The sequence below is a fragment of the Mesorhizobium sp. genome (assembly GCF_005063415.1).
Taxonomy (GTDB): Bacteria; Pseudomonadota; Alphaproteobacteria; order Rhizobiales; family Rhizobiaceae; genus Mesorhizobium.
On sequence record NZ_SUEG01000123.1, the window covers coordinates 1,638 to 15,100 of the forward strand.

At 62.7% G+C, this 13,463-nt stretch carries 15 protein-coding genes, 1 tRNA gene and 1 riboswitch; of the genes, 6 read left to right on the plus strand and 10 right to left on the minus strand.

The window, feature by feature from the left end; all coding sequences use genetic code 11:
* Positions 1-54: 54 nt before the first annotated feature.
* Both E5W70_RS24715 and E5W70_RS24720 read right to left on the minus strand, forming a co-directional pair.
* On the minus strand, positions 55-822 hold the full coding sequence (locus E5W70_RS24715) for a CbtA family protein (protein WP_292663402.1): 768 nt from the start codon (positions 820-822) through the stop codon (positions 55-57).
* A gap of 15 nt (positions 823-837) precedes the next feature.
* Positions 838-1,017 (minus strand): CbtB domain-containing protein, encoded by a 180-nt coding sequence (locus E5W70_RS24720; protein ID WP_292663404.1) that lies wholly within the window; start codon positions 1,015-1,017, stop codon positions 838-840.
* A 35-nt stretch (positions 1,018-1,052) separates the two neighbouring features.
* Positions 1,053-1,250, minus strand: a riboswitch (cobalamin riboswitch).
* Positions 1,251-1,390: 140 nt separating this feature from the next.
* Here E5W70_RS24720 and E5W70_RS24725 point away from each other — a divergent pair.
* Positions 1,391-2,584, plus strand: coding sequence for an aromatic ring-hydroxylating dioxygenase subunit alpha (locus E5W70_RS24725; protein WP_292663406.1), 1,194 nt, complete (start codon positions 1,391-1,393; stop codon positions 2,582-2,584).
* On the opposite strand, the gene E5W70_RS24730 is transcribed toward E5W70_RS24725, so the two are convergent.
* On the minus strand, positions 2,563-3,723 hold the full coding sequence (locus E5W70_RS24730) for an MFS transporter (protein ID WP_292663408.1): 1,161 nt from the start codon (positions 3,721-3,723) through the stop codon (positions 2,563-2,565). The genes E5W70_RS24725 and E5W70_RS24730 overlap by 22 nt on opposite strands.
* Positions 3,724-4,008: 285 nt before the next feature.
* Between E5W70_RS24730 and E5W70_RS24735 the strand changes: the two genes are divergently transcribed.
* On the plus strand, positions 4,009-5,007 hold the full coding sequence (locus E5W70_RS24735) for a heparan-alpha-glucosaminide N-acetyltransferase (protein WP_292663410.1): 999 nt from the start codon (positions 4,009-4,011) through the stop codon (positions 5,005-5,007).
* Between the two features lie 16 nt (positions 5,008-5,023).
* The gene (locus E5W70_RS24740; protein WP_292663412.1) at positions 5,024-5,530 is read left to right on the plus strand and encodes an isoprenylcysteine carboxylmethyltransferase family protein; all 507 of its coding nucleotides are present in this window, start codon (positions 5,024-5,026) and stop codon (positions 5,528-5,530) included.
* A 19-nt stretch (positions 5,531-5,549) separates the two neighbouring features.
* Here the strand turns inward: E5W70_RS24740 and E5W70_RS24745 are convergent, their stop codons facing one another.
* Positions 5,550-5,936 (minus strand): MerR family DNA-binding transcriptional regulator, encoded by a 387-nt coding sequence (locus E5W70_RS24745; RefSeq protein WP_023676566.1) that lies wholly within the window; start codon positions 5,934-5,936, stop codon positions 5,550-5,552.
* 139 nt (positions 5,937-6,075) lie between these two features.
* Entirely contained in the window at positions 6,076-7,494 is a 1,419-nt protein-coding gene (mgtE, locus tag E5W70_RS24750) for a magnesium transporter (protein ID WP_292663415.1), read from the minus strand.
* A 262-nt stretch (positions 7,495-7,756) separates the two neighbouring features.
* Between mgtE and E5W70_RS24755 the strand changes: the two genes are divergently transcribed.
* Complete coding sequence (locus tag E5W70_RS24755) at positions 7,757-7,978, plus strand: hypothetical protein (RefSeq protein ID WP_292663417.1); 222 nt, start codon at positions 7,757-7,759, stop codon at positions 7,976-7,978.
* Between the two features lie 202 nt (positions 7,979-8,180).
* On the opposite strand, the gene E5W70_RS24760 is transcribed toward E5W70_RS24755, so the two are convergent.
* Together E5W70_RS24760 and E5W70_RS24765 are read right to left on the minus strand one after the other, a co-directional pair.
* Positions 8,181-8,663: an SRPBCC family protein gene (locus E5W70_RS24760; protein ID WP_292663419.1), complete on the minus strand. Its 483-nt coding sequence runs from the start codon at positions 8,661-8,663 to the stop codon at positions 8,181-8,183.
* On the minus strand, positions 8,660-8,977 hold the full coding sequence (locus E5W70_RS24765; RefSeq protein WP_023720727.1) for a metalloregulator ArsR/SmtB family transcription factor: 318 nt from the start codon (positions 8,975-8,977) through the stop codon (positions 8,660-8,662). The genes E5W70_RS24760 and E5W70_RS24765 overlap by 4 nt, the downstream gene beginning before the upstream one ends.
* A 327-nt stretch (positions 8,978-9,304) precedes the next feature.
* Here E5W70_RS24765 and E5W70_RS24770 point away from each other — a divergent pair, with 327 nt between their 5' ends.
* Positions 9,305-10,234: a phosphatase PAP2 family protein gene (locus E5W70_RS24770; protein ID WP_292663423.1), complete on the plus strand. Its 930-nt coding sequence runs from the start codon at positions 9,305-9,307 to the stop codon at positions 10,232-10,234.
* A gap of 158 nt (positions 10,235-10,392) precedes the next feature.
* On the opposite strand, the gene E5W70_RS24775 is transcribed toward E5W70_RS24770, so the two are convergent.
* Positions 10,393-10,477, minus strand: a tRNA-Leu gene (locus E5W70_RS24775).
* A gap of 175 nt (positions 10,478-10,652) precedes the next feature.
* Here E5W70_RS24775 and lipB point away from each other — a divergent pair.
* The gene (gene lipB / locus E5W70_RS24780; RefSeq protein ID WP_292663425.1) at positions 10,653-11,396 is read left to right on the plus strand and encodes a lipoyl(octanoyl) transferase LipB; all 744 of its coding nucleotides are present in this window, start codon (positions 10,653-10,655) and stop codon (positions 11,394-11,396) included.
* 390 nt (positions 11,397-11,786) lie between these two features.
* Here the strand turns inward: lipB and E5W70_RS24785 are convergent, their stop codons facing one another.
* A complete protein-coding gene (locus tag E5W70_RS24785) occupies positions 11,787-12,470 on the minus strand; it encodes an ABC transporter ATP-binding protein (protein ID WP_254818120.1) in 684 nt (227 codons plus the stop codon).
* A partial coding sequence (locus tag E5W70_RS24790) for a lipoprotein-releasing ABC transporter permease subunit (RefSeq protein WP_292663429.1) occupies positions 12,467-13,463 on the minus strand: 997 nt, incomplete at its 5' end. The genes E5W70_RS24785 and E5W70_RS24790, both read right to left, overlap by 4 nt.

Below are 13,463 nucleotides of genomic sequence, written 5' to 3' on the forward strand. Positions count from 1 at the left end.
CTCCGGCAAGAGCGCGCACCGCCGATGATAAGGGTCAGTGCCCCGCCAGCGAGGTCAGGCAAAGCTGTCGCGCAGGCTGGTCGCCGTGCCGGTGAAGCGGCCGCGCACCACGCCGACGACCGCGCCGAGCACCAACCAGAACACCAGATTGGTGAGCGTCACCGCCACCACGAACTGGTGGTGCAGGCCTTCCGGGATCGCCGTTTCGAAGCTATCGGGCTGCGGCGCGCCGACGATATGCGGCGCTGCGATCAACGCCACCGCAAGGACCGCCAGCGGCAGCGATCTGCGGAAGGCGATAAGGCCGAGACCGGCCGCTGTCGCCACCACTGTTGCCCACCACCAGATCTGACGTTGGACAAGGTCGGCCGCCGGCATCGCGGGCAGTTCCGGCGGCAGGCCGAGGCCCGGCGCCAGCGTGAACGCGGCAAAGCCGGCCAGCCCCCAGAACAGGCCCTGGCGCCAATTGCCGATGCCGCCGGCGAATTCCGAAACCGCAACCAGGACCAGCGCAAAGCCGATGCCGGTGACGATATTGGCAACGACGCTGAAGCCGAAACGCTCGAAACCGTCGGCCGGCGCCCAGCCTTCGTCCTCAGCCGGAGCCATTGCTTCAGCCGGTGCCGGAGCGGCGCTGCTCATAGCCATCGTGCCCGTGGCGGCCGGTGCCGCGGCATGGTCATGGCCGCCGCCGGCCTGTTCGTAGACTTCCGCCTTCAGGATGAGCGGCACCGTGGCATAGGCCTGCATACAAGCAAGAACGACGCCGGCCACAAGCCCTGCGATCGCCGCGATGAACACGACGTTGCGAAACAGTGTCATGATGTCAGGCCCTTGTCAGTGGCAGGGAAAGCCCATCGAATGGCGATAGTCGTGGGCGGCATTGTGGACGGCATCGATATGCGAGAAGCCGACAAAGCCCATGACGAAAATGCCGAGGAATGCAGCAAGCGCCAGCTGCATGAAACGCGACTGCGAGGAAGCGGAAGCGCCGAGCGAGACGGAAGCGGTATTCATGTCTTGTCCTTTCGCCCTCCACCCGAGGGCATAGAAGTCAGTTTCCTGTCGCCGGCAGGTCTCCTGGCTCGCGGATCAGCGCCCTTCCCCACCTTCCCGAAGGCGAACCTTCAGTGGCATATGGAGAGGACTACCGCACACAGTTGCGGGGGCAGCCACGGCATTGGGCAAGCAATTCGCCCGCACCGCATTCCCTCTTGGTCCCTAATGGAACCGACGACATCGGTGACTATAGGCAGAATCGCCGCGCCCGGCAAACCAAATTCCGCCGGATCGTGTGGCGAATGCGCCGCCTCGCCAAGCTGCCCGGCCGGCGCCGCGATTGACAATTTTCGCAGCCGGGTGTCGGCTGGCGGATGGGGAGGAAGCCGGCATGCAACCCAGCCCGAATGAGCGCGGTCCCTACAACGGCCTGACGCGGGCCGAGCCGACGCTGCCGTCATCAGCCTATTGGGATATCGCAGCCTACCAGCGCGATCTCGAGGCCATCTGGTATCGCAACTGGCAGCTGGTCTGCCGCGAGGCCGACCTTGCCCAGCCGCTGGCTTTCAGGACGTTCCGCATAGGCACGCAGGAGATCGTCGTGCTGCGCGACGAGACCGGCGAATTGCGCGCCTTCCACAACACCTGCCGGCATCGCGGCTCGCAGCTTTGCCAGCAGAGCGAAGGACGGCTGAAGGCGCGGCTCATCACCTGCCCCTACCACGCCTGGTCCTATTCGCTGCGCGGGGATCTGGTGCGCGTGCCGTCGAAATCGTTGCCGGACGGTTTCGACAAGGCCGATCATCCGCTCTACCGCGTCGCGCTCTCGGTGTGGCGCGGTTTCGTCTTCGTCAACCTCGCCGAGGATGTTGCCGGCTCGGCTGAAACATCCTTCGATCCGGCATCCGGCGACCTCGCCAACTGGCCGCTGGAAACGCTGCTGAGCGGCCATGTGCTGCGCAAGGTGATGAACTGCAACTGGAAGATCTTTTGGGAAAACTTCAACGAGTGCCTGCACTGCCCCGGCGTCCACAAGGACCTGTCGCGGCTGGTGCCGATCTATGGCCGCGGCCTGATGGGCCGCCACGACGACCCCGAATGGGCGCGCCACGCCGACAATGACGCGCCGGAATTTGCCGGCGGCTTGCGGGCCGGGGCCGAAACCTGGTCGCGCGACGGACGCGTCCACGGCTCGGTCTTTTCCGGCCTGACGCCGGCCGAACGTACCGCCGGGCAGACCTACGCCACCAGCCTGCCGTCGATGTTCGTCGTCGGCCATGTCGACTATGTCAGGACCGTGCGGCTGGTGCCGCTTGGGCCGGAGCAGACCGAACTCACCGCCGAATGGCTTTTTTCGCCCGAAGCGCTCGCCGATCCGGGGGCGGATATCGACAACATCATCGCCTTCGGTACCCAGGTGCTGGAGGAGGATGCTGATATCTGCGAGGTCAACCAGATGGGCCTGCGCTCGATGCGCCACAAGGCCGGCGTGCTGATGCCGGAGGAATATGACTTGCACCGCTTCCACAACTGGGTGCGCGAGCGGCATGCCGCACTTGAACATCAAAGCGATTTGGGCAGATAGCGCCAGGTGACGAAGCCGCAGACTGCCGCCAGCAGGCCGAGCGTCGCGAAAACCGCGCCCAGGCCGAAGAACGCCAGCACCACCGAATAGACCAGCGGCGGCGTCAGCTCGGAAAAGTCGAGATAGGTGCGGTAGACCGCCGCCATCTGCGCCCGCTCATACGAGCGCACCGAGCGCATGAAGGCGGTCGAGCCCAGAGCATCGAGCGCGATAGTGAAAAACGCGCCGCAAAGCAGCAACGCGCCGGTGACGAGCGGTGCGGCCTCGCCGACGGCGCCGGCCGCCAGCAGCGTCGCCGACATGGCGAAATAGGCGAACGTCATGGTGCGCCGGCCGCCGAAACGCCGTCCCGCCCTGCCCCAGAAGATGGCCATGAACAAAAGCGCATTGCCGGCCGAAACCAAGAGGCCGCCGGCCAGCTTGCCCTCGCCGGTGATCACCATGAACAACGGCCCATAGACGAAGAACGTCGTCCAGAAGCAGGAGCGGCCGAAGGCGATCAGCCAGGCGAGCCTCAGCCTTGGCTGCGAGACGAAGCGGCCGATATTGGCCAGCGGATTGACCGGCCGCGTCTTGCCGGGGCGGATCGACGGATTGTCGCCAAGCCGGTAAGTCCAGAACAGCGCCAGCAGGGCCATGGCGAAGACGGCCACCGCGCCATGCGCGGCATAGATGCCGAAACGCGTGTAGAGGAAAATGCCGAGCGTCGGCCCGGCGGTCCAGGCAAGCATCGACCACGCCATGCGCAGCGACTCGGCCTGCATGAAATCGGTCTTGCGGATATGGTCCATGATGTAGAGATTAAGCGTGATCGCCAGCGCGCCGGCGCCGACGACGCGGCAGAGCATGCCGACCACCTGGCCGGCCAGCGTATGGGTGACGAAGAACAGCGAACCGGCGGCCAGCAGGCAGGCGCCGGCGGTATAGACCCAGCGCCGGGCAAAGCGGGCGATCAGCATCGGCATGAACAGCGTCGCCGATAGGCCGAGCATCGCCACGATCGTGTAGAGGATCGAAACGATCTGCTCGTTGTGCAGGATCTCGTAGGCCTGGATCGGGATGACGCTGGACACGGTGGCGCGCGCGAAGGATTCGACCGCATAAAGCGAGGCGAAAGTGCGGGCATCCGCCGGCCGCAAGGCCGGAAGCCAGTCGGATGGCGCACATGGGTAGCCATTGCTTCCCCCGAAGCCGAATCGCCCGAAGCAGGGTTTGGAGCACAAATCTGCCGCGGCGCTGCCTTGCCGGGTAACAGGAAACCGACGCCTTCACGGCAAAAAGCGAAGCCGGCCAAAGGCTTTCCGGCTCTGGCCTAAAGCGAGATCCGATGCTGACCGGCGCCAACGCGACGCAAAGGCCCGCTTCTTTTGACGGTGGCAACCGTGATAGTCGTCTTGCCGGGGCTGAACCAAGACAGCGAGACCATGAGCATCGACACGCCGACCGCAGCCGTTCATGATCAATCGAAGTCGAAGCGCATCGCCGCCATCGACATCGCACGCGGCATCGCTCTGCTTGCCATGGCGAGCTATCATTTCACCTGGGACCTCGAATTCTTCGGCTACACCGATCCCGGCCTCACCGCTTTCGGCTGGTGGAAAATCTACGCGCGCTGCATCGCCTCGAGCTTCCTGTTCCTGGTCGGCGTCAGCCTCTATCTCGCCCATGGCAAAAAAATCCGCTGGACCGGCTTCTGGAAGCGCTTCGCCATGGTTGGCGGGGCAGCACTCGCAATATCGCTGGTCACCCGCATCGCCACGCCCGACGGCTTCATCTTCTTCGGCATATTGCACGAAATCGCGCTCGCCAGCCTGCTCGGCCTGGCGTTCCTGCGCCTGCCGGCGCTGCTGACGCTGCTTGTCGCCGTATTCGTTGTCGCTGCGCCCTTCTACCTGCGATCCGAAACTTTCGATCAGCCGGCTTTGTGGTGGGTCGGCCTGTCGGCGACCAATCCGCGCTCCAATGACTACGTTCCGCTGCTGCCGTGGTTCGGTGCCGTGCTTGCCGGCATCGCGGTTACCAAGCTCGCCTCCACCTCCGGCGTGCTGACGCGGCTGTCGGCCCTGACGCCCGACCGCTGGGCAAATCCGCTGGTCTTCATCGGCCGGCACAGCCTTGCCTTCTATCTGATCCATCAGCCGGTGCTGATCGGCTCGGTCTGGCTGTTTTCGCAATTCATGCCGGCGCAGGTTGAAAGCAGGGAGGTGAGTTTTCTGAAATCCTGCCAGATATCCTGCGAGCAGGCGCGCGACACCGAGTTCTGCTCCAGCTATTGTGCCTGCATGCTGGACACTCTCCAGGGCGAAGCCTCGCTTGAGCGGCTCTACAGCAACGACCAGTCCCCGGAGTGGAAGGCGCATATTGGCGAGCTCGCCGGCATCTGTACCGCCCAAACCGAGGCGGCGGAACCGGGAACGCGCTAATCGAGGGAGGACAACAATGAGCGACACTCACCCGAAACCCGTGCAGCAAAATCCTGGGCAGCCGAAGCTGGGGCACATCCCATGGCCGCCGCTGATCTATATCGCCGCCATCATCGTCAGCGTCGCGCTAGGGCTGTTCTATCCGCTGCCGTGGATCGGCGATCTTCTCGGCGACATCCTGTTCGCCGCCGGCCTTGTGGGGTTGGTGGCGGTCGCCGCGCTCTGGTTCACGGCAATCCGCACCATGATCCGCGCCAAGACGACGCTCAATCCGAACGGCGTGCCGGACCATCTGGTGACCACAGGTTCCTTCGCCGTCAGCCGTAACCCGATCTACCTCGCCAACACATTGCTGCTGGTCAGCCTCGCCTTTGTCTCTGGGATCGCCTGGTTCCTGCCGCTGGCGGTCATCGCGGCGTTCCTGACGCAGAAGCTGACGATCGAGAGCGAGGAGAAGGTGCTGACGGCCAAATTCGGCAAGAAGTACCGAGACTACGCCAAAAGGGTCCGGCGCTGGATTTGAGCCGAGGCTGACACCGCGCTTATGTGGTGACGCCGAGTTCCACCAGCCGCTCGACGCAGGATTCCTCAGCCTGGTCGAGTTCGGCTAGGGTCTCCTCAAGGTCGCGGCGTTTCTGGCGCAGATCCTCGCGCTTTTCCTCGATGCGCTTGATCATCAATTTGAGTTGGCCGACCTCGCCGGGCGGCTCCCGGTACATCTGGATGATTTCGCGGATCTCGTTGATCGAGAAGCCGAGCCTCTTGCCGCGCATGATCTGGCGGATGAGATGCCGGTCCGACGGGCGGAACAGCCGGGTGCGGCCGCGCCTTACCGGCTGCACCAGCCCTTCGTCCTCGTAGAAGCGCAACGTCCGCGTCGACACGTCGAATTCGCGGGTCAGCTCCGTGATCGAATAATATTCCCGCATCGTCACTCCAATGCCCCGGCCACGCCGCGAGTTCCAACTGGCCGGCGCCGCCAACGTCCAGGCGCGTACCAGAATCGGCGGACAAGGCACCTTCCAAAGCCTCGCACGGCATTTACGTAAAAGTCAATTGAGGTGCCGTTCAGCGCACGCCGAACCACCATGTGGCAAGCCCGAGAAAGGCAAAAAAACCGACGACGTCGGTGACCGTGGTGACGAAAACCGCCGAAGCCACAGCCGGATCGATCTTGAAGCGGTCGAGCAGCAGCGGGATAAGGATGCCCGCCAGAGCCGCCACGAACATGTTGATGATCATCGCAGCCGCAATGATGCCGCCGAGATTGCGATCGTGGAACCAGGCAGCAGCCACGAGGCCGATCAGGATGGCGAAGATGATGCCGTTGATGAAGCCCACCCCGATTTCGCGGCGGATGATGCGGCCGGCATTGTAGATGTCGAGGTCCCTCGTCGCCAGCGCCCGCACCGTGACGGTCATGGTCTGCGAGCCGGCATTGCCGCCCATGCCGGCGACGATCGGCATCAGCACCGCCAGCGCCACGATATGCTCGATGGTGCGATCGAACAGGCCGATCACCGAGGCCGCGAGGAAAGCCGTCAAAAGATTGACCAGCAGCCACGGCACGCGCGAGCGCGAGGTCGAAAAGATGCTGTCCGAGAGTTCTTCATCGCCGACGCCGCCCATGCGCAGCAGATCTTCCTCGGCCTCCTGCTGGATGACGTCGACGACGTCGTCGATAGTCAGCACGCCGACCAGCCGCTCGTTCTCGTCGACGACGGCAGCGGACAGAAGATCGTATTGCTCGAATTCGCGCGCCGCCTCTTCCTGGTCCATGGTAGCCGGGATGGCATGCCTGGTCTCATGCATGACCTCTTCCACCTTGACCGAGCGCTTGGTGCGCAGGATCTGGTCGAGGTCGATGGCGCCGAGCAGCTTGAAGCTCGGATCGATGACGAAGATCTGGCTGAAACGGTCGGGAAGATTGTTGTCCTCGCGCATGTAGTCGATGGTTTGGCCGATCGTCCAGAAGGGCGGCACCGCGACAAACTCCGTCTGCATGCGGCGGCCGGCGGTCTCTTCGGGATAATCAAGCGAGCGCCGCAGCCTGATCCGCTCGGTGAACGGCAATTGCGACAGGATCTCGTCCTGGTCCTCCTGGTCGAGATCCTCGAGAATGTAGACGGCGTCGTCGGAATCGAGCTCCTGCACCGCCTCGGCGATCTGCGCATTGGGCAGATTGTCGACGATGTCGCGGCGGATCGCCTCGTCGACCTCGGTCAGCGCGGAAAAATCGAAATCCTTGCCCAGCAAGTCGACCAGCGCGCGCCGCTGTTCCGGGTGCAGGGCCTCGAGCAGGTGGCCGAGTTCCGACTGGTGCAGATCATCGACTTCACGCTTCAGCGTCAGCGTATCGCGATCGGCGATCGCGGCACCGATCTGGGCGAGAAACGACGACAGGATGACGCCGTCCTCGTCATAGATGTCGGCGCGGCGCTCCTCGGCCGCCCTGGCGCCGGTCATCTGTTCGTCCTGGCCTTCCACCAGCGCCTCCCGCCATCGGATTTCCGGATAAGGTGCCTGTCAGGTCTAGACCATGATCCTGAAAAGTGGAAACCGGTTTTCCGAAAAGATCTTGGTCGAACACAAAGATGGAGCGGCGGCATGATTTGGCTTGAGAATCGGCCTCTCCGTGCGCAACGGACGGATATCAGACGACCTTGCGAGCTGCCGGTTGCTCAGGTTGATAATTAGATAATTCTAATTTAGTATTTCCACAACTACCGCTAATAAATGGAGGGTGTTTATGGGGAAGTATCTCTTTACCAGCCTTGCGTTGGTTTGTTCGGGAATACTTTTGAGCCCGATTACCGCCGAGGCAAAGGCCTTCAAATCTTTTCAGGGCAAGGAATGCAAGCCTGACTACAAACGGCTTTGCCCAATGACACCGATCGGCAAATGCGACCTTCAGAGCATGATCGAACAGTTGTCACCCGCCTGCAAGGCTTTCGTCGAGAAGCACCGGTAATCCAGCTCTGGTACCGCCGCTAACCAACCGCCGGGTAGTCCGCGACAACGCTAGGTGTGGTGTGCCCGCCGTCGGGTCGGGGCATCGTTCGCCCAACAACATTAGTCCCAGTGGCCGGGCAGAACCGCACATGCTGCACCGGGAATGAGGCGAGGCCGACGGGTGCGACGGCCTCGCTGGTATGGACTGGAAGGCTTTCCGATCAGGCGGCGGGGCGCTGGGCCTCAGCCGCATAACGGTCCAGGAGCCCGCTCCAGCCACCCTCGGATTCGAGGGCCTGGCGCGCTGCCTCTGCGGTCTCGCCCATGTTCTCCAGAAGCCTGTGCTCGAGTTCAACACGCGTCGCGTTCTCGCCGAGTGCGACAAAGCGGATCTCGACTTCGGTCAGCAATGCCGGATCGTAGCGCCAATCGGCTCCAATGCGCCAGGCGAGCGTCAGCCTGGACGGCGGATCCCAGGCGAGAACCTCGCCCCAATCGCATTGTGACCCATCCTCGCCGATCTCGTACCAGCGGCCGCCGGCTTTGGGTTCGATCACCGCAGTCGTCAGGGCGGATTTGCCGATCGAGTGCGAAGCCGGCCACCAGCGTCCGAACCCTGTCGTGAACACATCGAATGCCTTGTCGAGCGGCACCTCCACCGTCACCGACTTCCTGACCGGCGCGGGCTTGATCATGGTCGTCATTTCCTCTTCTCCTTGCTGTTGTCGACTTCCCGTTTGAAGGCGTCGAGCGCATCGCCCCACATGCGGTCGAGCCAGGCGCGCATCTCGCCGAGCCCATGCGGGTCGAGATGATAGATGTTGCTGGCACCTTTCGGCTCTGCGCGGACCAGCCGGGCCTCCTTCAAAACCTTGAGGTGCTGCGATACCGCCGGCTGCGAGACTGGAAGCACTCGCGTCAGATCGATGACCGAACGTGGCCGATCGGCGATGAGCTCGAATACCTTGCGGCGTGTCGGATCGGCCAAGGCCACCATTCCTGCATAATCATAAACCATGGCTTATGATAAGCTAACACTTATGATAGGTCAACTGGGGAAGCGGCGGACCGGTGTTTAAACACCCGGCCGGTTCGGCCCCCGAGGCTCCGGGGCGTTCCTTCACACGGGGCATGGACAGCAAAGCGGATGCAAGATTGCTCAGGGAAACAGTCCACCGCGTGCGGGCCGGCAGGCAAATGTCGATCACCGGGGAAAAGTAAACCTGGCGGCAAGGTTTTTACCTTATCGGTGTATGTGTCTCTCCGGCGAAACGTTAAGAACGGGTAAATTGGTTTGGCCCTAACCACGGAAGCCTCTCGCTACAGGCCCTCCGCAATATGGCAATTGCGCCTCTCCCTGTTCATGGCGATATACGTTTTAGGCGCATCTGCACTATATCCAGAACTATTCTATACATCAGCCTTAATCTATTCTCGCAAGTTTCTTATTGGTATTCCGGTGTTGTTTATCGGTGGTGTCTGTTGTGCCGCGATACTCCACGGCCGGCGGCAACCAGTTCGCTACGCCCTGGATTTGGTTCAAAGGCGCTGGCGCGGTTGTCTGCTGGTGCTGCTGTTCTTCTTCGCCAGCTTGACCGCGTTCTCTACCTACAAGATCGCCATCCCGTCCGTCGTCCCATACTATGCCGACAACTGGTTGGCCGACGCTGATGAATGGCTGCACGGGATGCCGCCATGGGCGATCGTCCATAAGCTCGACAGCAACAATTGGTCGCTCGTCGTCTTCAACAGCTATGAAGTCATTTGGTTTTACCAATGGTTCGGCACCATCCTTTTCGTGTCGCTCTGGTCGGACGAGATTGCCCGCATCCGCTATCTCTGCGCAGCAGCGCTGACGTTGTGCGTCCTCGGAACGGTCTTGGCCCTGGCGCTGGCATCGGTCGGGCCGGTTTACTACCACCACTTTGTTGGCGTGGATCGCTTCCACGGATTGAATGCCGCTTTGGACAGACTGGACCATAGTTACATGGTGCGGGAACCCGCGGCATATCTCCTGATGGCTTACCAGAGCGGCCGGCCAAGTCTTGGGGGCGGCATCTCGGCCATGCCAAGCATGCATGTCGCCTTTGCCGCATTGAACGCCTATTTGCTTTCCTCAATCAATCTCTGGCTTGGCGCTCTGGGTTGGACCTTTGCAGCCCTGATCCTGTACGGATCGGTGTACACTGGCTGGCACTATGCCGTGGACGGCTACGCATCGATTATTGTTGTATCTGTGATCTGGTGGGCGACCGGACGCCTGGTGCGCGAATAATTATGTGCGCTTGTCGGTAGATGGCCATGCCCGCCGATGGCCTCTTCGCATGGGCCAAACTCGCGACCGCAATCAGGCAAAAGCCTCGTGCCCCTGACAAGGACGCTCCCTGCCATGCTCGAACTCAATGGGTTAGAGGTTCCGCTTTCGAATTTGATTGGTGCGGTCGAGAAGACTCGAACTTCCACGGGTTGCCCCACAGCGACCTCAACGCTGCGCGTCTACCAATTCCGCCACGACCGCACGTGGTAGGAGCCGGAACCAACCGGCCCGCGGCGTGTAGCAAATCGTTTCCGGCGAAACAAGTGCGCGGCCAGCAATAATCGGCCGGACATCGGCATAACTCTTCAAGGGCCGAACGTGCCGGAACTGGACGTTTGTACCGATTGCCGCCATATGAGTGGCGAGACGAGATATCATGACAGAACGCAGCCAGATCGCCACGTCGTTCCTGCCCTTGCCCGGCTCGGCGCCGGTCGAATGGCGCATCGAGCCCGGGCTCACCGCCTATCCCGACGCGCTCGCCGTGATGGAGGCGCGCGCCGAGGCAATCCGCAGCGGCGCCGCCGGTGAGATGGTCTGGCTGGTCGAGCACCCGCCGCTCTACACCGCCGGCACCAGCGCCCGCATCGAGGACCTGATCGAGCCGGACCGTTTCCCGGTCTTTGCCGCCGGGCGTGGCGGCGAATACACCTATCATGGGCCGGGCCAGCGCGTCGCCTATGTGATGCTCGATCTGAAGCGGCGGCGCGAGGATGTCCGCGCTTTCGTCGCGGCACTCGAACAATGGATCATCGGCACGCTGGCCGCCTTCAACGTACGTGGCGAACGCCGCGAGGACCGAGTCGGGGTCTGGGTGGTGCGGCCGGATCGCCCCGCTTTGCCCGACGGCTCGGCGGCCGAGGACAAGATCGCCGCCATCGGCATCAGGCTGAGGCGCTGGGTGAGCTTTCACGGCATCGCTATCAATGTCGAGCCGGACCTCAGCCATTTCAGCGGCATCGTGCCGTGCGGCGTCCAGGATCACGGCGTCACCAGTCTTGTCGATCTCGGCCTTCCCGTGACCATGGCCGACCTCGACCTGGCGCTGAAATCCGCTTTCGAGGACGTGTTCGGCCCCGCCGCGGTGTCGCCCGCCGAAGCCGCCCGCAAGGCCAGCTGAAACTACTAGCCCAATGCCTGCACCAATATGCGAAGGCGGCCCTCGCTCATCAGCGTCGAGCCCATCCTTGAGCTCAATCCTCAGATCGCGCCGATCCAGATCGCCATGGAAATGAGGAACGTGCTCATGCACACCAGCGAGACGACATCCTGAACAAGATCGGTCATAACTCTCTCCTGTTGTTAGTATGTTCGTATTTTGTTCTAATTTTGTTCGAATGTCAACGACCGCGGTCCGGGCATCACCGAAATCGCCGCGGTCAATTTCGGCAGGGTTAAGAAAGGGTTGAGAGGGAGATTGCCGATCCGTTCGGGCCGAACGCGCGCACGCAATATAGCGGGAGGGCTTCTGCCAGTTCGCAGGCCGGCATCACCTGAATATCGACACACCCTAAAGCGGCACGACCTTGCCGTCGGCCAGCGTCACGCGGCGATCCATGCGCGAGGCAAGCTCGTGATTGTGGGTGGCGATGAGTGCCGCCAGGCCCGATTGCCGGACCAGCGCTGCCAGTGCCTCGAACACATAGGAAGCGGTCACCGGGTCGAGATTGCCGGTCGGCTCGTCGGCCAAAAGCACCAGCGGCGCATTGGCGACGGCACGCGCAATGGCGACGCGCTGCTGCTCGCCACCGGAGAGCTCGGAAGGGCGATGCTGCGCCCGCTTGCCGATCTGCATATAGTCGAGCAACTGCGCCGCCCGCTCGGCCGCCTCCTTGCGCGGCAGCCCTTTTATCAGCTGCGGCATCATGATGTTTTCCAGCGCAGAAAACTCAGGCAGCAGGTGATGGAACTGGTAGACGAAGCCGACATCGTTGCGGCGGATCGCCGTGCGCTCGTCGTCGGAAAGCCGGCCGCAGGCGCGCCCCGCCAGGATCACGTCGCCGGCGTCCGGCCGCTCCAGCAGCCCGGCCGTATGGAGCAGCGTCGACTTGCCGGTGCCCGACGGCGCCACCAGCGCCACCATCTCGCCACGCTTCAGCGAAAAATCGGCGCCGTTCAGGATGGTCAGCTTGCGCGGCCCCTGCACATAGTGCCGTTCGACGCTCTTCAGTTCGATAATGGCCTCGGCCATCACTCGTACCTCAGCGCTTCGACCGGATCGAGCCTGGCCGCGCGCCACGCCGGAAACAGGGTCGCCAGGAACGATAGCGCCAGCGCCATGAGAACGACCGAGATCGTCTCGCTGGCATCCATCCGGGCCGGCAGCTGGCTGAGGAAATAAAGCTCGGGATTGAACAAACGCTCGTTGGCCAGCCAGGAGAAGAACTGGCGGATGCGCTCGACATTGAGGCAGATCAGGATGCCGAGCAGCACGCCGGCGATGGTGCCGACAACGCCGATCGCAGCGCCCGTCATCAGGAAAATGCGCAGGATCGCGCTGCGCGTCGCGCCCATGGTGCGCAGGATGGCGATGTCGTGGCCCTTGTCCTTGACCAGCATGATCAGCCCCGAAATGATGTTGAGGGCCGCCACCAGCACGATCAGCGTCAGGATCATGAACATGACATTGCGCTCGACCTGCAGCGCGTCGAAGAACGTCTTGTTGCGTTGCCGCCAGTCGACAAGGCTGATCGGCCGCTGCGCCGCCTCTTCGACCTTCGGCTTCAGCGCGTCGATATTGTCGGGATTGTCGGTGTAGATCTCGATCGTCTGCGCCCTGCCGTCCATGTTGAAATAAAGCTGCGCTTCCGAAAACGGCATGTAGACGATGGAGCTGTCATATTCCGACATGCCGACTTCGAAGATCGCGGTGACCGGATAGCCTTTCATGCGCGGCGTCGTGCCGAGCGGCGTGACGTCGCCCTCGGGCGAGATCAGCGTGATCGTATCGCCAAGCACAAGGCCGAGATTCTCGGCCATGCGGCTGCCGATGGCGACGCCCTCGCCGGTGTCGAAGCCGACGATCGAGCCCTCCTTGATGTTGTTGGCGACGATCGTGATCTTGCCGAGATCCTCGCCGCGTATGCCGCGCACCAGCGCGCCGGTGCCGCCGCCGACATTGCCTTGCGCCAGCACCTGTCCGTCGATCAGCGGAATGGCGTATTTGACGCCGGGCACGCCGTTGATG

Excerpts from the sequence above, each read along its gene's own strand:
- E5W70_RS24755 (WP_292663417.1), top strand. The coding sequence starts at position 7,757 with ATGGGGAAGTATCTCTTTACCAGCCTTGCGTTGGTTTGTTCGGGAATA.
- E5W70_RS24760 (WP_292663419.1), bottom strand. The coding sequence starts at position 8,663 with ATGACGACCATGATCAAGCCCGCGCCGGTCAGGAAGTCGGTGACGGTG.
- lipB (WP_292663425.1), top strand. The coding sequence starts at position 10,653 with ATGACAGAACGCAGCCAGATCGCCACGTCGTTCCTGCCCTTGCCCGGC.
- E5W70_RS24745 (WP_023676566.1), bottom strand. The coding sequence starts at position 5,936 with ATGCGGGAATATTATTCGATCACGGAGCTGACCCGCGAATTCGACGTG.
- E5W70_RS24735 (WP_292663410.1), top strand. The coding sequence starts at position 4,009 with ATGAGCATCGACACGCCGACCGCAGCCGTTCATGATCAATCGAAGTCG.
- E5W70_RS24740 (WP_292663412.1), top strand. The coding sequence starts at position 5,024 with ATGAGCGACACTCACCCGAAACCCGTGCAGCAAAATCCTGGGCAGCCG.
- E5W70_RS24715 (WP_292663402.1), bottom strand. The coding sequence starts at position 822 with ATGACACTGTTTCGCAACGTCGTGTTCATCGCGGCGATCGCAGGGCTT.
- E5W70_RS24765 (WP_023720727.1), bottom strand. The coding sequence starts at position 8,977 with ATGGTTTATGATTATGCAGGAATGGTGGCCTTGGCCGATCCGACACGC.
- E5W70_RS24725 (WP_292663406.1), top strand. The coding sequence starts at position 1,391 with ATGCAACCCAGCCCGAATGAGCGCGGTCCCTACAACGGCCTGACGCGG.
- E5W70_RS24720 (WP_292663404.1), bottom strand. The coding sequence starts at position 1,017 with ATGAATACCGCTTCCGTCTCGCTCGGCGCTTCCGCTTCCTCGCAGTCG.